Source organism: Parahoeflea alexandrii (assembly GCF_024105735.1).
Lineage (GTDB): Bacteria > Pseudomonadota > Alphaproteobacteria > Rhizobiales > Rhizobiaceae > Hoeflea > Hoeflea alexandrii.
On record NZ_JAAAML010000001.1, the window covers coordinates 1,115,421 to 1,134,577 of the forward strand.

Annotated in this window: 18 protein-coding genes; 14 read left to right on the forward strand and 4 right to left on the reverse strand. The window is 60.8% G+C overall.

Features of this window, described 5'->3' with window-relative positions; translation table 11 throughout:
• Positions 1-755 precede the first annotated feature (755 nt).
• The 3 genes from GTW23_RS05085 to GTW23_RS05095 all read left to right on the forward strand — a co-directional run bounded on the left by GTW23_RS05085 (position 756) and on the right by GTW23_RS05095 (position 4,733).
• The gene (locus GTW23_RS05085) at positions 756-1,835 is read left to right on the forward strand and encodes a porin (RefSeq protein ID WP_252914864.1); all 1,080 of its coding nucleotides are present in this window, start codon (positions 756-758) and stop codon (positions 1,833-1,835) included.
• 176 nt (positions 1,836-2,011) lie between these two features.
• Complete coding sequence (locus GTW23_RS05090; protein WP_252914865.1) at positions 2,012-3,778, forward strand: OmpA family protein; 1,767 nt, start codon at positions 2,012-2,014, stop codon at positions 3,776-3,778.
• Positions 3,779-3,950: 172 nt separating this feature from the next.
• The gene (locus tag GTW23_RS05095; RefSeq protein WP_252914867.1) at positions 3,951-4,733 is read left to right on the forward strand and encodes an NADH-quinone oxidoreductase subunit E; all 783 of its coding nucleotides are present in this window, start codon (positions 3,951-3,953) and stop codon (positions 4,731-4,733) included.
• Between the two features lie 79 nt (positions 4,734-4,812).
• Here GTW23_RS05095 and GTW23_RS05100 read toward each other — a convergent pair whose 3' ends face one another.
• On the reverse strand, positions 4,813-5,763 hold the full coding sequence (locus GTW23_RS05100; protein WP_152008080.1) for an alpha/beta fold hydrolase: 951 nt from the start codon (positions 5,761-5,763) through the stop codon (positions 4,813-4,815).
• 73 nt (positions 5,764-5,836) lie between these two features.
• Entirely contained in the window at positions 5,837-7,876 is a 2,040-nt protein-coding gene (locus GTW23_RS05105; protein ID WP_252914868.1) for a lytic transglycosylase domain-containing protein, read from the reverse strand.
• Positions 7,877-8,215: 339 nt separating this feature from the next.
• Between GTW23_RS05105 and dapA the strand changes: the two genes are divergently transcribed.
• The gene (gene dapA / locus GTW23_RS05110; protein WP_152008082.1) at positions 8,216-9,097 is read left to right on the forward strand and encodes a 4-hydroxy-tetrahydrodipicolinate synthase; all 882 of its coding nucleotides are present in this window, start codon (positions 8,216-8,218) and stop codon (positions 9,095-9,097) included.
• Positions 9,098-9,099: 2 nt separating this feature from the next.
• The gene (gene smpB, locus GTW23_RS05115; protein ID WP_152008083.1) at positions 9,100-9,582 is read left to right on the forward strand and encodes an SsrA-binding protein SmpB; all 483 of its coding nucleotides are present in this window, start codon (positions 9,100-9,102) and stop codon (positions 9,580-9,582) included.
• Positions 9,583-9,612: 30 nt separating this feature from the next.
• Here smpB and GTW23_RS05120 read toward each other — a convergent pair whose 3' ends face one another.
• Both GTW23_RS05120 and GTW23_RS05125 read right to left on the reverse strand, forming a co-directional pair.
• Positions 9,613-10,260, reverse strand: a complete 648-nt coding sequence (locus tag GTW23_RS05120; protein ID WP_152011457.1) for a uracil-DNA glycosylase — start codon at positions 10,258-10,260, stop codon at positions 9,613-9,615.
• A gap of 25 nt (positions 10,261-10,285) precedes the next feature.
• On the reverse strand, positions 10,286-10,870 hold the full coding sequence (locus tag GTW23_RS05125; RefSeq protein ID WP_152008084.1) for a LabA-like NYN domain-containing protein: 585 nt from the start codon (positions 10,868-10,870) through the stop codon (positions 10,286-10,288).
• A 367-nt stretch (positions 10,871-11,237) separates the two neighbouring features.
• On the opposite strand from GTW23_RS05125, the gene rpoZ reads away from it, so the two are divergent.
• The 9 genes from rpoZ (at position 11,238) to GTW23_RS05170 (ending at position 19,133) form a co-directional block, all read left to right on the forward strand.
• Positions 11,238-11,639 carry a DNA-directed RNA polymerase subunit omega gene (gene rpoZ / locus GTW23_RS05130; RefSeq protein ID WP_152008085.1) on the forward strand — a complete coding sequence of 134 codons (402 nt, stop codon included), beginning with the start codon at positions 11,238-11,240 and terminating at the stop codon, positions 11,637-11,639.
• 131 nt (positions 11,640-11,770) lie between these two features.
• Positions 11,771-14,011 (forward strand): RelA/SpoT family protein, encoded by a 2,241-nt coding sequence (locus GTW23_RS05135; RefSeq protein WP_252914870.1) that lies wholly within the window; start codon positions 11,771-11,773, stop codon positions 14,009-14,011.
• 168 nt (positions 14,012-14,179) lie between these two features.
• The gene (locus GTW23_RS05140) at positions 14,180-14,791 is read left to right on the forward strand and encodes a DUF2062 domain-containing protein (protein ID WP_252914871.1); all 612 of its coding nucleotides are present in this window, start codon (positions 14,180-14,182) and stop codon (positions 14,789-14,791) included.
• A complete protein-coding gene (gene acpS / locus GTW23_RS05145) occupies positions 14,788-15,189 on the forward strand; it encodes a holo-ACP synthase (RefSeq protein ID WP_252914873.1) in 402 nt (133 codons plus the stop codon). Before GTW23_RS05140 ends, acpS begins: the two co-directional genes overlap by 4 nt.
• Positions 15,190-15,335: 146 nt before the next feature.
• The gene (lepB, locus tag GTW23_RS05150; protein ID WP_252914875.1) at positions 15,336-16,082 is read left to right on the forward strand and encodes a signal peptidase I; all 747 of its coding nucleotides are present in this window, start codon (positions 15,336-15,338) and stop codon (positions 16,080-16,082) included.
• Positions 16,079-16,804 carry a ribonuclease III gene (gene rnc, locus GTW23_RS05155; RefSeq protein ID WP_252914876.1) on the forward strand — a complete coding sequence of 242 codons (726 nt, stop codon included), beginning with the start codon at positions 16,079-16,081 and terminating at the stop codon, positions 16,802-16,804. The genes lepB and rnc overlap by 4 nt, the downstream gene beginning before the upstream one ends.
• Complete coding sequence (gene era / locus GTW23_RS05160) at positions 16,797-17,735, forward strand: GTPase Era (protein ID WP_252914877.1); 939 nt, start codon at positions 16,797-16,799, stop codon at positions 17,733-17,735. Before rnc ends, era begins: the two co-directional genes overlap by 8 nt.
• Before the next feature lie 121 nt (positions 17,736-17,856).
• Positions 17,857-18,627 carry a DNA repair protein RecO gene (recO, locus tag GTW23_RS05165; RefSeq protein ID WP_252914878.1) on the forward strand — a complete coding sequence of 257 codons (771 nt, stop codon included), beginning with the start codon at positions 17,857-17,859 and terminating at the stop codon, positions 18,625-18,627.
• On the forward strand, positions 18,624-19,133 hold the full coding sequence (locus GTW23_RS05170; protein ID WP_152008093.1) for a PaaI family thioesterase: 510 nt from the start codon (positions 18,624-18,626) through the stop codon (positions 19,131-19,133). The genes recO and GTW23_RS05170 overlap by 4 nt, the downstream gene beginning before the upstream one ends.
• Positions 19,134-19,157 lie beyond the last annotated feature (24 nt).

The window sequence follows — 19,157 nt, forward strand, 5'->3', positions numbered from 1 at the left end:
AGGTCTGTTACCCCAGCGTGGCTGCGTAATCAACCGCAATTCAGGCCGGACTGCATCATTGTCAACGTCCACGGCTGCGCTGGTGTAATTTCTCCGAATGACCTGATTCAACCTCGGTGCTTTTGGCGAGAGAAGACCAGCAAAGATTGATGTGTGAACACCGATCCGTTACCCCATCTGTCACCCTGGTCCGATGAACCCGTCCAATTGAACGGTCCAGGCCAGCCCAGTCTAAGTCCACGCCAGGGCAAGGCATTGTTGCTCCTGCCGGGCGTCCGAAATTCACGCTCTTGGGTCGGCTATATACAAAGTAACATATCCGACGGCCAAGAATGGATGTTCGGGGCAGCGGATTCACCGGTTCGGTTTGCGGCGGCTGAATCGGTTCAACCTCGATTCGTCGTCAAGGCCTGCCAAAGCCGGTGAGAATCGCCGTGAATCAAGGCAAGCCAGGCCGGCCCATGCCGGCAGAACGGTTCCGGATGGCCTGTGAACGCCCCGGATATCCTAATGAAGGGTAAACAAATGGCTGGCGCAGCGATGATTTCGTGTCATTTGTGCAACAGGGTTCCGTGAAGGCATGCGAACGGTCCTCCGGTGGATGCGATCAGCGTTGCGCGCTCAGCCCCGGTGAGTATGTTCACTCTCGAAGGCACGGCGGTAACCCGCTTGACTTCTTCCATTGTGGGGATGGGACAGAGAATACTGTCCTTCAGCGACAACCCAGACCATTAACTTTTGACTGGAGGTCAGAAATGAACATTAAGAGCCTTCTCATCGGCTCCGCAGCAGCTCTCGTTGCTGTATCCGGTGCACGCGCTGCAGACGCTATCGTTGCAGCTGAGCCTGAGCCCGTTGAATACGTCCGCGTTTGCGACGCTTTCGGCACCGGCTTCTTCTACATCCCGGGCACCGAAACCTGCCTGAAGATCGACGGTTATGTCCGCTTCCGCGTTACTGCAAGCAAGGGCACTTCGGAATACCAGCAGAACACCCGCGCACGCCTCAACTTTGACGCTCGCTCGGAAACTGAACTCGGCACCCTGCGCGGCTACATCCGCTTCCAGTCCAACTCGGGCGGCGTTAACGGCGACGCTGCAGTTGTTCAGGACCAGGCAATGCTGCAGCTCGGCGGCCTGTTCATGGGTTACACCGAATCGGCATTCGCAGCTCTGTGGGGCGGCGGCGTCGGCAACTTCGGCATCATCCAGACGGATAACGGCGGCATCTACGCTTACCAGCAGACCCAGCAGATCGGTTACCGCTATGACGCGGGCGCCTTCTACGCTGCTCTGGTTCTCGAAAACGATCTGGTCCCCGGCGCAGCTACCAGCGCTGCACGCGGTGACTGGGCTCCGGACGTCGTCGGCGTTCTCGGCATGACCCAGGGTTGGGGCGGCGCTGACGTGCGCATCGCCTACGACGAATCTGCCAAGGCAGTCGGCGTCAAGGGCCTTGTCGAAGTTGCTGTTGCAGCAACCGGCGGTTCGCTCCGCGTCGGCATGTTCTACAACAACAAGGTCGGCAACCGTTACGGCGTTGGTCTTCCTGGTGGTGCAGCTGGCGAAACCGCCAACTGGTCCGCAGGTCTTGGCTACACCCAGGACGTTACCGAAACCGTCAACGCGACTCTCGGCTACCAGTACTTTGACGGCTTCTCGGCCGCCAACGGTGGTACCACCAAGACCGCTCACCTCGTCGAAGGTGCTCTGTCGTGGACTCCGGTTACCAACTTCAACGTTCGTCTTGAAGGTAACTACGGCTGGAACAAGTCCAATGCTAACGTGAACACCACGACTGCATCGGGCTTCGTCTGGGTACGTCGTTCGTTCTAATCAAACCTCGGTTTGATCTGATGGAACCCGGCAGCTTTGGCTGCCGGGTTTTTTCGTTTTTGCAGCTGACCTGCGGGTGCGGGTGCCGCCTCCACCGGGGCAATGCCGCTTTGGGCTTGGTCTTGGTCGGGCAGGGGTGATAGGCTTGCCGCCACAAATTGCGTGGCGGAGATCTCATGCGAAACGTCAGACTCTGGTTCTGGCCCGGTGTGGCCGCCGTTGCCTTTCTTGCCGCATTGGCGGTGTGGTTCACGGCCGGTGTTGTCGAGACGGAACTCAAGGCAAGGGCACTCGCTGCGCTGCGCGGCGAAGACGGCTGGGCCCAGGTGACGCTCAAGGGCCGCGACCTGACGCTGACCGGGCTGGCACCGGATGAAGAAGACAGGGACCGTGCGCTGAGTGTTGCGCGGAGCATCTCGGGCGTCAGGCGTGTAACAGATGCCTCGGTGCTGCTGCCCGAGGAGGCGCCCTATCGTTTTTCAGCCGAGAAAACCCGAAACGGCATCGTGCTGGGTGGTTTCGTACCCAATGAAACGGTGCGTGCAGAAGTCATTTCGTCGCTGACCGGCTTGCTCCCGGGGATCGCGCTGTCTGACCAGATGAAACTGGCACGCGGGGCGCCTGTGGGTCTTGCCAGCCTGGCGGCTTACGGGTTGTCGGTCTTCCCGCGTTTGTCGACGGGTTCCGTCGAGATCAGCGACCGGAGCATGAGGGTCAGCGGTCAGGCTCTTGATCCCGACGACCACGAGCTTGCCCTGGCGTCACTTGCCAGGATTCCCCCCTCGGCAGGAAGCGTCAGTGCGATCGACATCACGCCTGCCGCGGTTTCCGGGTCCTACACATGGGCTGCGGCGCGGAACGAGGATCGGTTGACCATCTCCGGCTACATTCCCGATTCCGCGGTTCGCTCGGCGATACTCTCCCTAGCCGGGGAAATCGGCGCTGGTGCAGAGACGGAAGACGGAATGCGGTTCGCATCCGGCGTACCTCAACTCGTCGATTGGCTGGAAGCCACCGAGACCGGGTTGTCGCTACTCGCTGCGATGAGCCAGGGTACGGTCACGCTGACGGATGCGACCCTGGATGTATCGGGTGAGGCGCGGGACGCTGCAGCCTTCAGAAACATTCAGGACATTCTGGGAAACCGGTTGCCTGACGGGGTTAAGCTCGGGACAGCCGATATCGGAATGGCTCAAGGACAACCCTATGAATGGTCTGCGCGGCTGACGCGGCAGCAACTCGAACTTGATGGTCAGGTGCCCGATCAGGCCGTTCATGATGCTATTCTGAGTGCCGCACGGTTGAAAGTCGGGACGATCGAGATCCTTGACAGGATGGAGTTGTTGCCCGGCGCGCCGGACGGGTTCGGGCAAGCGGCGCTGATTGCGCTTCAGGCGCTCAGCAGACTTGAGCAATCGGAGGCGGTGCTGAAGGATCGGAACCTCTCTGTCCAGGGAAGCGCACTGAGCGGAATTGCGCTACGTGAGACAAGACGCCTGATTGAAGAGGGGTTGCCCGAGGGATTTTCCGGCACCGGCTCGTTGTCGAGGGCGGAAATCCCGGAGACGGTGTTGGTTCTGGCGGACTGCCAGCAGCAACTCGACTCTCTGGCGGGATCAAACACGGTGTTGTTTCAAACCGGCGATGCGGGCATCGAGCCTCATTCCTTCGGGTTTCTCGACCGTATTGCGGCAACTGTGCAACAATGCGGCGACGTCCGGATGGAAATATCCGGCCACACCGACTCGGATGGCTCGGAAGCGGACAATCTCGCGCTGTCGGAGCGTCGTGCCGATGCGGTGGCGGATTATCTGACTGCGGCGGGCGTTGATGCCAAAAGGCTGGTGGCTGTCGGCCATGGGGAAAGTCGCCCGGTGCGGGAGAACGAAACCGTACAAGGCAAGGCGGCAAACCGCCGGATCGAGTTTCAAGTCATGAGGTAGCCGGTCCGGCCAAAGGGCTGCGGGCCCGGGGAGAGACAAATGTGGTACATGATTGCGCATCTTTGGTTCTGGCTGTTGCTGGCGTTTCTTGTCGGCGGACTGGTCGGGTGGAAGACCTGCGGGCGTCCGCGGGGCTGAAGCCTGATTTCACTGCCACCTGGGAGGAGGAGAAATGACCATGTTTATCGTCCAGAGCGTGTTGCTCATCGCCGTTGCGTTTGGCCTGGGATGCCTGTTCGGATGCTGGCTCAAGGGCCGGATGACGGTTCATCCGCGTCATTCGGGTGCCGCGGCCGCGGTGACGCATGAAGGCGCCGCGAAGACCTCGACTGCAAGTGAGCTTGCTGCGCCGAGACCGCATTACGAGCCTGCCACCACGCCTCAACCGGCCACCGCATTGACCTCCGATCCGGAGACTGTCGCCGCACCGCCGGCACCGGCTCAAGAGCCGAAGCCCGAGGGCCAATCGGCTCCGACCAAGAAGCCTGCCCGAGCCAGGACTGCGAAGCCTGCAACGACAAAGCCTGCGACCGGCAAGCGTATCCGGAAAGGTGATGCCACAGAGAGCAAGCCGGTGAAGGCCAAGGCAAAGGCTTCGAAAGCCGGCAAGGCGGGAAGCGATGCCTCCGCGAGAGCCAGGCCATCCGCCAAGGCCGGCTCCGCCGTTCCAGACACGCCCGACAATCTCAAACTTATCAAGGGGATCGGTCCGGCAATCGAAACCAAGCTGCAGGCTGCAGGGATCACCCGCTTCGCGCAGATAGCAGCCTGGACCAAGAAGGAGCAGGCTGAGTTCGCCGAGCAATTGTCATTTTCCGGGCGTATCGAGCGCGAAGAGTGGGTGCGCCAGGCCAAGGTGCTGGCCAAGGGCGAAAAGACCGAATTCTCCAAGCGGGTTGCCAAGGGCGAGGTGGCGAGTTCGAAAGGTAAGCCCAGGGGTGGCGGTCAAAAGTAGCTGCGAACGCCCAAGGGAAGCATCGGGCTGGTTTCGAAATACCGAGCTTTCGATGCGGGAGGCCGCTCTCGGGCTGGTTTCAGTGCCGCCGTTGCTTGTCGACCGAAGCAAAGAATTTCGCGAGAATCCCCGGAATACCTTCAAGATGCAGGATGGGGGCATGGCCATGACCGGCAACCGTGACCGTCTCAAGTGAGGGAACCCGGTTTTTCATCTCGATCAGCGTCTCTTCGGAGAGCAGTGTCGAGTGCTCGCCGCGCAGGGCCATCAGCGGCATTCCGCCCAGGCCTTCGAACTGGGGCCACAGCGTAGGTAACGGCGTGCTGAGGTCGACGCCCTTCAGTCCGTCGACCAGGGCGGGATCGTAATCGGCAATCAGTTTACCGTCTTTCTCCACGTACACGGCGCGCGCGAAGTCGGACCAGTCCGGGCCGGTGAGAGCCGGAAAGCTCTTGGAATGGGCGTCAGCCAGGATCTGTGCGGCGTCCTCCCATGATTTGGGCCTGGGCATGCGCGACAGATAGGCCTTGATCTGGGCCAGCCCCGCGCCCTCGATCACCGGCCCGATGTCGTTGAGCACGCCCGCCGCCATGACCCCCGGCCGGGTCGCCGCCAGCACGTGCATGATCAACCCGCCGCGCGAGGTGCCGATAAATATCGCATGCTCGAGGCCGAGCGCCGCCATGCCGCTGAGCACATCCTCGGCCTCTACCGTGATGGTGTAACGCGAAGGGTCCTTGTCCCATGCCGAGCCGCCACGGCCGCGGTAGTCAAAACTGACCACGCGCCGAGGCGCCTTGGGATCGGTCGACAGGATTTTCGCCAGATCGTCAAAATCGCGGGTGTTGCGGGTCAGCCCTGGCAGGCACACCACCGGCAAGCGGTCACGGGTTGCGGGATTGTGGCGGCCGTAATCAGCCGCATGCAGCCTCAGTCCGTCACTTGCGGAATAGAACACGCTTTCCCAGGTACCGGTGTCCTGTTTGCCCGTGTTCAGTTTGCTGGTGCCGCCAGATGCTCCGTTCGTCATGGCCAATCCTGCTCCTGTCGCTTTCTCTTCACGAGCAAGCCTATAGCCCATTTCGAGCCGGATGGGACAGACTTCATCTGCGGCCGAACCTCAGATCGTTTTCAATGTCGGCCGGTTGGCCCAGTCGGGCCTTGTAGATCTGATAGTTCTCCATCACCCGCTGAACGTAATGACGGGTCTCCGTGAACGGAATGAGCTCGATCCAGTCGATCACTTCATCAAGTGGCTGGCCGCGTGGATCGCCAAAACGATTGATCCACTGCGGGACGCGGCTCGGACCGGCATTGTAGGCGATGAAGGTGAGAATGTAGGAACCGCCGAAATCGGAAATCTGTTCGCCGAGGAAGTGCGCGCCAAGCGTGGCATTGTAGCCGGCATCGGTGGTCAGGCGCTGCTTCGAATAGGCGAGACCATGACGTGCCGCGACACCCTTGGCTGTCCCGGGAAGGATCTGCAACAGGCCGCGGGCATTGGCGGGCGAGATCGCCGCCTTGTTGAAGGCGCTTTCCTGGCGCGCAATCGAATAGGCGAGCGCCTTGCCGGACCCGTCTATGTTGGCGGCACTTGGCACGGCACCCAGCGGGTAGGCGAGGGCAGCCACATCCAGCCCTCTGTTCCAGGCGATCTTGCCGACCTGCAACGACAGTTGATGGTCGCCCCGCCTTTCTGCCATGGCCGCCAGAATGGCCAGCTCTCCGGGACTTTCAAGTTCGGCGGCCAGCGCCCGGTAGAGCGTGTCGGCACGCCATTCGGCGCCCGCGCTTTCGAGTTTGCTGATGGCCTGGACGGCTTCACGGGCTGCAAACCGGTTCCGGTCGCTGGCCGAGGGGGACGGGTAGGCAATGTTCAGTTTCTTGCGGCCCAGTTTTGCGCTGGCGAGCTGCCCGTAGAAGGTCGAGGGATGGTTAGCGGCTCTTGCGTAATGGTCCGATGCCTTGCCGCCGGCACCTGCGTCTGCGGCGCGACCGAGCCAGTAATGGGCCCGGGCGGTCGAGATCTGGCCGCTTGCCACTGTCAGGATCCTGGCAAAATGCCCGGCAGCGGTCTTTGCGTCGCCCAGACCTCTGAGCGCATACCAGCCGGCATGGAACTCGGCTTCGGCCACGTCTTCGGGACTTTGTGCGAGATGGGCGCCAGCCAGCCTGTAGGCTCCTTTCGGATCGCCGTCCTCATAAAGGCCACGGCTGACGATGCGGGCTTCCACCCACCATTCGTCCGGATCAACAAGGGCTGCGCGGTCGCGCGGCATTTTGGCCAGAAGCGCGGCTGCTTCCTTGTTTTTCTCAAGCTCGCGAAGGTGGCGAATGCGCAGATACAGATATGCCGGCGTCTGGTGCCAGGAGCGGTCGACTGCCTTGATGGCGTCGGCGGCCTTTGTTGGCGTTCGTATCACAGCGGCCCAGGCCCGGTAGAGCGACTGGGCTTCAGCCCTTGACGACAATTTGCCGGCGTCGCTGACCTGATCGCGATAAAGCAGCATTTCCATCCGGCGGAAATGATCGGCCTTGGTCAACAGGCTGTCGAACTCGGAAAGGAAAAGGCTGGCATCGCGGTCGTTCATGCTGACCGTGCGCCAGACTTCCGAAGCAATGGCGCGGGCGCGTTTGGTGTCGCCCGTGGCGGCCAGTGCCCTGATCAGTATGATCGCGCCTCTGGCGGTTTCGGGCTGCCTGCCGGCAAAAACCGAGAGCACCTTCCGTGCCGGCGGATCCTCGTGGAAAAGAGCGTTTTCGAGCAGGCGCGGCAAAGCATTGAGACCCGGCCAGCCTTTCAATTCCACCGCTGCTTCCGAGATTTCGCCGGAAGGAACATCTTCGAGCCCGGAGAGGGCGATCGCCCAGGTCAGGATGTGCCGGTCGAGCGTCGCGCGCGGAAGCATGTCGCGGATCTGACGGGCAAGGCTTGCGTTTCCGTCACTGAGGGCTTCGAGGCCGGAGCCGAGCGCGTTCATGACGGGCGTTACCGGAGCGGCAGGTGCTTGAACGCCGGGAGCCTCGGCCTGGGGCCGCGGGGTGGGCAAGGGAATCGATCCGGAGGGCAGGGGCGCAGCCCCGCTGGCGGTTGCCAGGATACAGGTCAGTACAGTCAGGGTAGCGAGAGCGATTTTTGACATCGTCACCTTCTGTGCGCATTGACGTTTCCGCCATCCGGTCACCACCCGTGGCTTCCCGGTTGCCGGTCTGTTTTCCCACCCTTGACCGTCTCTAGCAAAAACCCGGTGAAACAAGGATTAAGAAAAGCTTATAAACTTCGTTCGAATGCGATGTTCCGACACAATTGCGGGTAATCTGCGGCCAGACCAGCGAACCGCCCGTTCAGGTGACGTCAATCGGCGCAAAAGCGCTGCCAGAGCCTGCGCAAGGCTTTTCGGCTGCCGTTATTTCCTGTATCGCCTGCGGTACAGGTGAGTGAAAGCGCCCAGGGGCGCGAAGTACAGTATTTGGAGAGCAGCATGTTCAAGGGTTCCCTTCCGGCCCTCATTACCCCTTTCACCGAGGATGGCGCGGTGGATGAGGATGGCTTTGCGCGCCATGTCGAGCGCATGATCAAGGCTGGAAGCGGTGGTCTGGTTCCAGTCGGCACCACCGGCGAATCCCCGACGCTGACGCATGCCGAGCACAAGCGCGTTGTCGAACTGTGCGTCGAGGTTGCCGCGGGCCGGGTTCCGGTGATCGCCGGCGCCGGATCGAACAACACGGCGGAATCGATCGAACTTGCCGTTCATGCCGAGAAGGCTGGTGCCGATGCCGTGCTGGTCGTGACGCCCTACTACAACAAGCCGACGCAGAAGGGGCTCTATCAGCATTTCAAGGCCGTGGCCGAGGCAATCACGCTGCCGATCATCATCTACAACATACCGCCGCGCTCGGTGATCGACATGTCGGTGGAGACGATGGCGGCGCTTGCCCGTGACTTCTTCAACATTGTCGGCGTCAAGGACGCGACGGGGAACCTCGCCCGCGTGCCGGAGCAGCGGATGGCCTGTGGCAAGGATTTCGTGCAATTGTCCGGTGAGGATCCGACCGCGCTCGGCTTCAATGCGCATGGCGGTGTTGGCTGCATCTCGGTGACGGCCAATGTGGCGCCCCGGCAATGTGTCGAGTTTCAGGAGGCAACCCTGCGCGGCGACTATGCCACGGCGCTGACGCTGCTTGACCGGCTGATGCCGCTTCACAAGGCGATCTTCCACGAGCCCGGTGTGGCTGGGACGAAGTATTGCCTGGCCAAGATGGGCCTGATCAAGAATGTCGTGCGCTCGCCGCTCACTCCGGTAGAGCCGGGTACCGCGGCCCTGCTTGACGCGGCGCTTGCTCAGGCGGGCGTGGCGGGCTGATCATGGCTCCCAGGAAGGACGACAAATCCCAGCACGGAAAGGTCGTGGCTGAAAACCGCAAGGCTCGGTTCAACTACGAGATTGTCGACACGATCGAGGCTGGCCTGGTTTTGGCCGGCACCGAGGTGAAGTCGCTTCGGGAAGGCAAGGCAAACATCGCCGAATCCTACGCCAATGAGGAAGGCGGCGAGATGTGGCTGATCAATTCCTACGTGCCCGAATATCTGCAGGCCAACCGTTTCAACCATGAGCCCCGGCGGCGGCGCAAGATCCTGCTCAAGGCGCGCGAAATCGCGCGGCTGGCGCAGGGCGTTCAGCGTGACGGGATGACCCTGGTTCCGCTCAAGATCTACTTCAATGACAAGGGCAGGGCCAAGCTTCTGCTGGCGCTGGCACGTGGCAAGAAACTGCACGACAAGCGCCAGACCCAGAAGGAGCGTGACTGGAACCGGGACAAATCCAGGCTGTTGCGCGATCGCGGCTAGGGCTTGCACCCGCCAGGCTGACGTCCGGAGTCAGTCCAGCCATCTGACCGCGCTTTCGAAGACTGCATCAAACATTTCCACCGTCAGGCGACCGGTGTTGGTGTTGTAGCGTGAGCAATGGTAGCTCGAAATGATGCACATATTGCCCATTGCTGTTTTGGCGCCATGACTGAAGGGATGGTGAGCCGGTTTGCCGCCGAGCGCGCGAATGGTGCTGTCGTGTGAAATCCTGCCAAGCGTGATGATGACCTTGAGCCGCGGCATGGCTTCGATTGCGGCCGTGAGAAATCTCCGGCAGGTGTTGATTTCCGCCCCGACCGGCTTGTTTTCAGGTGGAACACACCGAACCGCGTTGGTGATTGCAATGCCCTTCAGTCTCGGCTGGTCCGCGGAAGCAGGCGTTGCATCGTTTTCGGCCAGTCCGTGCCTGGCCAGTGTTTCATGCAGGAGAGCGCCTGAATCATCGCCTACAAAGGGAACGCCGGTACGGTTGGCGCCACGCAGGCCGGGCGCCAGGCCTACAATCAGCAACTCAACCGCGGATGACCCTTCCGGGGGATACCATGTTTCGACCGGAGCATTGTGCCAGTCGGGAAACCGGTCGCGGTTCTTGAGTGCAAAATCGTGCAGCCGCGGACAAAGGCTGCAATCGGGATCAGGCTCGTTCGGTCGGGCCATGTGGCCGGACACAGCCACTTCCGGGTCAATCCTCGAATTCTTCCTCTTCCTCCGCCGGCGCGTAGGATCGCTGCGGACGTTCTGACGGCTCTCGGCCGATTTCCGATTTCAGGCTGGTCAGGTCGATGAAGTAGTCAGCCTGCCTGCGAAGGTCATCGGCGATCATTGGCGGCTGGGAGGAAAGCGAGGAGACGACTGTCACCTTGCGGCCCTTGCGCTGCAAGGCCTCGACCAAGGACGTGAAATCGCCGTCACCGGAGAAAATTACCAAGTGGTCGACTACGTCAGACTGCTCCATGGCATCGATTGCGAGCTCGATGTCCATGTTGCCCTTGATTTTCCGACGGCCGGTGGAGTCGGTAAATTCTTTTGCGGGCTTGGTAACTACTTTATACCCATTGTAATCGAGCCAGTCGATCAATGGGCGGATCGATGAATATTCCTGATCCTCAATCAAAGCGGTGTAATAGTAGGCCCGCAACAAATACCCGCGGGATTGAAAAGCCTTGAGCAACTTCCGGTAGTCGATATCGAAATTCAGGCTTTTTGACGCTGCGTATAGATTCGCCCCATCAATAAAGAGCGCAATTTTCTCTCTTGGATCAAACACTTATGATCTTCCTTTCAAAGAAGCCCTCTGTCTCAACTGAAGGCAAGTCTGGCTTCTGCATGACCAATTTAGATCGATCTCGAACTTTTTGAAAGCCATACAAGTACCATTCTCATACTGTTCCACGACTCAATAAATCGTCAGGCCGAACCAAATGCTGCGGTTGGTCCCATTTTTCAAGGGTTGTCGCCTTGATACTTATGCATAGCTGCTAAAGGACCGATGATTCTGACGCAAAGGTCGGTTGCGTAAACTGCAATATACGGGGCGTCAAACAAGTGCTTTTGCCGCAAAGGACTTGAATTAGCCACACAATGTGTTTATCGCATGGTCAAACTCCCCCATAGCAGTTTGCAAAGGACAGGCAATGGCCCGCGTCACAGTCGAAGATTGCATCGACAAGGTTGATAATCGTTTTGAACTGGTATTGCTTGCCAGCCATCGCGCCCGCCAGATCTCCCAGGGCGGACAAATCACGATCTCGCGTGATAACGACAAGAACCCTGTTGTTGCCCTCAGAGAAATCGCAGATGAAACACTTTCGCCCGGCGATCTGAAGGAAGACCTCATTCATTCGCTGCAGAAGCATGTCGAAGTTGACGAGCCGGAGCCCGATCCGGAGCGTTACCTGCAGACTGCAGAGACGACGGAAGAGGTTGTCGCCGAAGACGATCAGCCCGAGGGCGTTTCTTTCGGCTCGATGTCGGAAGAAGAGCTGCTCGCTGGCATCGAAGGACTTGTGCCGCCGGAAAAAAGCGACGACTATTAAGCGTCTGGACGTGGCCTGACGATTTGCATGAATCGGCAGGCCATGAGTCCGGAGGCCGATAGACAGCTGATGCTTTGCAATGCGCCGGTCGTTCGATTCGGCGCATTTTCTTGTTTTGGAGTGCCCATCAGATGATGCGTCAGTACGAGCTCGTGGAGCGCGTGCAAAAATACAAACCGGATGTCAACGAGGCCCTGCTGAACAAGGCTTACGTTTACGCCATGCAGAAACATGGCAAGCAGACGCGTGCGAGCGGGGACCCCTACATCTCCCACCCGCTGGAAGTTGCTGCGATCCTGACCGAGATGCGGCTCGATGAAGCCACCATCGCCGTGGCGCTGCTGCATGACACGATCGAGGACACCTCGGCAACGCGGGCGGAAATCGACGAGCTGTTCGGCGAGGATATCGGGCGGCTGGTGGAAGGGCTGACAAAGATCAAGAAACTCGATCTTGTCACCAAGCGGGCCAAGCAGGCGGAGAATCTGCGCAAGCTGCTGCTGGCCATTTCCGATGATGTGCGGGTGCTTCTGGTCAAGCTGGCCGACCGGCTGCACAACATGCGGACGCTGGAACATGTGCCGCCGGAAAAACGCGCCCGCATAGCCGAAGAAACCATGGATATCTATGCCCCGCTGGCTGGACGCATGGGCATGCAGGAAATGCGCGAGGAGCTTGAAGAACTTGCCTTCAAGAACATCAACCAGGAGGCCTATGACACCGTCACGGGCAAGCTGGCGGAGCTGTCCGAGCGCAACCGCGACCTGATCCACACCATCGAGGACGAGCTTTCGGCGCTGTTCAAGCAGCAGGGCATGACGGCGCAGGTCAAGGGCCGGCAGAAGAAGGCCTATTCGGTGTTTCGCAAGATGCAGTCCAAGTCGCTGTCGTTCGAGCAGCTTTCCGATGTGTTCGGGTTCCGCATCATCGTCGACAGCGAGGCGGACTGTTACCGGGCGCTGGGCATCGTGCACATGCGCTGGTCGGTCGTGCCGGGACGTTTCAAGGACTACATCTCAACACCGAAGCAGAATGACTACCGTTCGATCCACACGACCATCGTCGGTCCGTCACGGCAGCGCGTCGAGTTGCAGATCCGGACGCGCCGGATGCAGGATGTGGCAGAGCGCGGTGTGGCGGCGCACACGCTCTACAAGGATGCAACGACCGGTGACGAGGCCGTCGTGCTGTCCAAGGATTCCAGGGCCTATTCGTGGCTAAGGCAAACCATCGAGGCATTGTCCGTCGGCGACAACCCCGAGGATTTTCTGGAGCACACCAAGCTCGAGCTGTTTCAGGACCAGGTGTTCTGCTTCACCCCGAAGGGCCAGCTGATCGCGCTGCCGCGCGGGGCGACGCCGATCGACTTCGCCTATGCGGTGCATACCGATATCGGCGACACCTGCGTCGGCTCCAAGATCAACGGTCGGATCATGCCGCTGGTGACACGGCTTGCCAATGGCGACGAGGTGGAGATCCTGCGGTCCGGCGTCCAGGTTCCGCCGCCAGCCTGGGAAGAAATCGTGGTGACCGGCAAGGCGCGGGCGGCAATCCGGCGGGCCACCAAGGCCGCCGTGCGCAAGCAGTATTCCGGGCTCGGCATGCGGATCCTCGAACGGACCTTCACGCGGGCGGGAAAACCGCTGTCGCGTGACGGGTTGAAGCCGGTCCTGCACCGGCTCGGGCACAAGGATGTCGAGGATGTTCTGACGGCGGTTGGTCGCGGCGAACTGGCGTCCGACGACGTGTTCCGCGCGGTCTACCCCAATCACCAGGAGGCCCGGGTATCGCCGCGCAAGCCGGCAGACGAGGGCTGGTTCAATCTGCGCAGCGCCGCCGGGCTCATTTTCAAGCTACCCGGTCTGGGCAAGACCCAGAAATCACCGAGGGCTTCGCGGCAGATCGGTCCTGATCCCGACATGGCGGCGATGCCGATTCGCGGTATGGACGACAATTCGGTGGTCAAGTTCGGGCCCGGCGGCGCGGTGCCTGGCGACCGCATTGTCGGCATTCTCGAAACCGGAGCGGGAATCACCATCTACCCGATCCAGTCGCCGGAGCTGACGAAATTCGATGATGAACCCAACCGCTGGGTCGATATCCGCTGGGACATCGACGAGAACAACAAGAACCGGTTCCCGGCGCGCATTCTTGTCACTGCGATCAATGCACCGGGCACGCTTGCGGAGGTTTCGCAGGCGATCGCGACCAGCGAGACCAACATCCAGAATTTGACCATGGTGCGGGTTGCGGCGGACTTTACCGAGATGCTGATTGATCTGCAGGTCTGGGATCTCAAGCACCTCAACCAGCTGATCACGCAATTGAAGGAACTGGGATCCGTATCGACCGTCGAACGGATTTATCAGTGACCGTGCGGCGGCGTGGAAGACCGGGCGGATTTTCAGGCAGGCCTTTACCAGTTCTTCGCGGTTGTCTGGCAGGCTTGGTGGCAATGACAAAGGAAGAAAGGCGTTCTGGAAAATTTGTTGTCGGGCTGACTTAGAGCTGACACAAAAAGAGCGATATACGGACACGACATGCTGTTTCGTCGCCGAAGACCCGAAGGATTTTTTGACCGGTTGCGCACCGCGCTCTGGCCGAGGAGATCGTTTGGCCGGTCGTTCCAGTATTTCATCAAGCGGGTGCTGCGGCTGACGGCGACTCCGCACGCGATCGCGGCTGGTGTTGCGGCAGGGGTGTTTGCATCCTGGACGCCGCTGCTCGGGTTTCATTTCATCCTGGCGTTCGCGCTCTCCTACGTGCTCGCGGGCAACATGGTGGCCGCTGCATTGGGGACAGCCTTCGGCAATCCGCTTTCGTTTCCCTTCATCTGGGCGCTGACGCTCAAGGTCGGAAACATGCTGATCGGGGTCGAGACCGGCGTCCACCAGAAGCACGTCAATCTTGAAGCTCTCCTGCGTCACCTTGATGTCGGTCAATTGTGGGAGCCTGTGCTCAAGCCAATGCTGATCGGGGCGATCCCGCCCGGTGTCATCACCGGCGTGGCAGTCTATGTCTTGACCTACTGGGGTGTGCGGGCGTTTCAGACACAGCGCAAATCCAGACTGGCGGCGCGGGCCAAGGCACGGCTTCGTGAGCTGGCCGCGGCAAGAGCCGAGCGAACGGCGGACAGGGCAAACAGGGCGTGATCATCGGAATTGGCAGTGATCTGATTGACATCAGGCGGATCGAGAAGACACTCGAACGTCACGGCGAGCGTTTCATCCGGCGCTGCTTTACGGATGTCGAGCGGGCCAAGTCGGATCGCCGGGCCTTGCGTGCGGCTTCCTACGCCAAGCGGTTCGCGGCGAAGGAGGCTTGCTCCAAGGCACTTGGAACAGGGTTGTCGAGAGGCGTGTTCTGGCGGGACATGGGCGTTGTGAACCTGCCGGGCGGCAAGCCCACCATGCAATTGACCGGCGGTGCCGCCGAGCGCCTCAAGGAGATGACGCCTGACGGCATGAGGTGCGCCATTCATCTGACGATAACCGATGACTATCCGCTGGCGCAGGCGTTCGTGATCATCGAGGCGCTTGGCCGGGACTGACGTCAACCCGGCGCTTCTACCGGAATCGAGCTGTTTCGAACCGGCCGCGTGCGGCACAATGCGCGACATTGGCAAGCGGTGTTGCCCGGAACGATGCAAACGGCTAGAGAAAGCGCTTCCGCGCCCTATCTTGAGGAACTCAACGCGTGTCAGATACAAAAGAAGACCAATCCGGCGGACTTTGGGAGAACATCAAGGTCCTCGTGCAGGCACTGCTGCTTGCAGTGATCATCCGCACCCTGTTCTTCCAGCCGTTCAGCATTCCGTCGGGGTCGATGATGGAAACGCTGCTGGTCGGCGATTATCTGTTCGTGTCGAAATATTCCTACGGCTACACCAAGTACTCGATTCCGTTCTCGCCGGACCTGTTCTCCGGCCGGATCTGGAGCAGTGAGCCGGAACGGGGCGATGTCGCCGTGTTCCGCCTGCCCAGCAACACCAAGATCGACTACATCAAGCGCGTCGTCGGGCTTCCCGGAGACCGTATCCAGGTGACTGACGGACAGCTCTTCATCAATGGTGAAGCGGTCAAGCGCGAACTCGTCGGCAGCTATACGCCGGAAGGACGCTACAGCCAGAGCACGGATGTGCCGGTCTACCGGGAAACCCTGCCCAACGGGGTGAGTTACACGACACTCGATCTGACGCCGAACTCGCCGGGCGACAACACGCGCGAGTTCGTGGTTCCCGAAGGCCATTACTTCATGATGGGCGACAATCGCGACAACTCGCAGGACAGCCGGTTCGAGGTTGGCTATGTGCCACTTGAGAACTTCATCGGCCGGGCAACGATCATCTTCTTCTCGATCGGCGAGGGCGCATCGCCGCTGGAGATCTGGAAATGGCCGACTGACCTCAGGTTGGAGCGGTTCTTCAAATCAGCTCAGCGATGAAACGCGCGGCCAGGAAAGCAGCGGACATCGTCGCCCGGGTCGAGGAACGCATCGGCCACAGATTTGCCGATGCGGGCAGGCTCGAGCGGGCGTTGACGCACTCCAGCCTGCGCAATCCGTCGGGCGGAAACTACGAGCGGCTGGAGTTTCTTGGTGACCGGGTGCTCGGCCTGTGTGTGGCTGAACTGCTGTTTGACCATTTCCGCGACGCCAGCGAGGGCGAATTGTCGGTGCGTCTCAACCAGCTTGTCAGTGCGCAGACCTGCGGGGAGGTGGCCGACGAGCTTGGATTGCACGAGTTCATCCGCACCGGTGCGGATGTGAAGCAGGTGACCGACAAGCGGATGTTGAATGTGCGCGCCGATGTGGTCGAGTCCATCATTGCCGCGATCTATCTTGATGCTGGGCTCGAGGCGGCGCGGGGTTTCATCCACGCTCACTGGAAGGGGCGGGCCTTTGCGGAGGACGCCGCACGGCGCGACGCCAAGACCGAATTGCAGGAATGGGCCCATGCCCGTTACGGCGTGACCCCGGTTTACCGGGTGACCGACCGGTCCGGCCCCGACCATGAGCCGGTGTTCAAAGTGACCGTCGAGATTGAAGGGGCCAAGCCCGCCAGCGGCGTCAGCCGCTCCAAGCGTGCCGCCGAACAGGCCGCAGCGACCGCACTCCTTGAGCGCGAAGGCGTCTGGCAGGCAAATGCAGGAAAAGATGATGAATGATACACCTGAAACAGAGGCAAGCCCGGCGGAACCGCAGGGCCCGACCCGGTCCGGCTTCGTGGCGCTGATCGGCGCTCCGAATGCGGGAAAATCAACCCTGATGAACCAGCTTGTCGGCGCCAAGGTGTCGATCGTCTCGCACAAGGTGCAGACGACGCGGGCGATCGTGCGCGGCATTGCCATTCACGACCGGACCCAGATCGTGTTCATCGACACGCCGGGGATCTTCACGCCGAAGCGCCGGCTCGACCGGGCGATGGTAACGACTGCCTGGGGTGGCGCCAAGGATGGCGACCTGGTGCTGGTGCTTGTCGACGCCGAGCGCGGGATCAAGGGAGACGCCGAAGCGCTGCTCGATTCGCTTGCCGAACGCCAGGGGCGGACGATCCTGGTGATCAACAAGATCGACCAGGTCAAGCGCGACACGCTCTTGGCGCTGACGGCCGCCATTCACGAGAAGGCCAGATTTGACGAGACCTTCATGATCTCGGCACTCAACGGCTCGGGCTGCAAGGACCTGATGGATTACCTGGCGAAAACGCTGCCGGAAGGTCCATGGTACTATCCCGAAGACCAGATCTCCGACCTGCCGATGCGGCAGCTGGCGGCCGAGATCACTCGCGAGAAGCTGTTTTTGCGGCTGCATCAGGAACTGCCCTATGCCTCGCATGTCGAGACGGAAAGCTGGGAAGAGAAGAAGGACGGCTCGGTTCGCATCGAGCAGGTCATCTATGTCGAGCGCGAAAGCCAGAAGAAGATCGTGCTTGGCCACAAGGGAGAGACCATCAAGGCCATCGGCCAGGCATCGCGCAAGGAAATCTCCGAGATCCTCGAGCAGAAGGTGCACCTGTTCCTGTTCGTCAAGGTCCGCGAGAACTGGGGCAATGATCCCGAGCGATACCGCGAGATGGGACTTGAATTTCCGCATTAATGCATGTCGCGTTCAAATGTGTTTATTTGAACGATAACGTACATGCATCGATTTAAGGAGTTGCAGCAGCCTTTGCGCATCCAGGAGGATGCGCGGTGCTGTAAGCGGGCAAGGTCACGCGATGGAATGGCGAGACGAGGGCATCATACTGGGCCTGCGAAAGCACGGCGAGACCTCGGTTATCGCCGAGGTCATGACCAAGGCGCATGGCCGGCACCTGGGCATCGTGCGCGGCGGGCGTTCCAAGCGGCTGCAGCCGGTGCTTCAACCGGGCAATTCGGTGGATCTTGTCTGGCGCGCCCGGCTCGACGAGCATCTCGGACAATACCAGGTCGAACTGTTGAACGCGCGCGCCGGACGGCTGATGGAGAGCGCCATCGGCGTGCACGGTGTGCAGGCGATGGCCGCCTTGTTGCGGCTGTTGCCGGAGCGCGATTCCCATCCGCGGCTGCACGATTCGTTCGCGATCATTCTCGACAGCCTGGATACGCCGCAGGAAGCCGGGGCGCTTTATGTCCGGTTCGAACTCGCGGTGCTTGAAGACCTCGGCTTCGGACTTGATCTGAGCACCTGTGCTGCCACCGGCGCCCATACCGATCTCATCTATGTCTCGCCCAAATCGGGCCGGGCGGTGTCCGCCGAAGCCGGCCGCCCCTGGGCTGACCGGATGCTGGCGCTGCCGGCGTTCCTGCCCGATCGCACCCAGGCCTGCACGAGCGCGGATATGCTCGACCAGGCTTTCAGGCTGACCGGCTATTTTCTCGGCCGGCACGTATTTGAGCCGCGCGGTGTCGAGCCGCCGATCAGCCGCGAGAGCTTTTGCGCGGCAGCCTTGCGGGCAATGCCGCAAGAGCCGCGCGTTTCCCCCTCACTTCAGGAACCGATTTCATGACCGATGACACCAACCAACGCGCCAACGGTCAGTTTACCGGCGTCGTGCCACTCGATTTAGTCGCCAGGGAAGGCGGCCTGTCGGTGATGAAAGGCATTCTCGAAGGCCGGCTGCCGGGCGCGGCCATGGCCAGGACGCTCAATTTCTGGCTCACAAAAGTCGAGGAAGGCCTGATCGTGTTCACCGGAACACCGGGCGTCGACCATCTCAATCCGCTTGGCACGGTTCACGGCGGATGGGCGGCGACGATCATGGATTCCGCGCTCGCCTGTGCTGTGATGACGATGATCAAGCCAGGCGAGGGCTACACGACGGTGGAGTTCAAGCTCAACCTGACCCGGCCGATCCTGCCGGATATGGGTGAACTGGCCTGCGAGGGGCGGGTTGTGCACCGGGGCAAGACGATTGCCACTTCGGAGGCCTATCTCAGAGACAGCTCGGGCAAACTTCTGGCGCATGGCACGGAAACCTGCGCGATCTTCCCGATCGACAAGCTGATGCGCTGAGGGGTGCCACCCAGACGCGGGCAG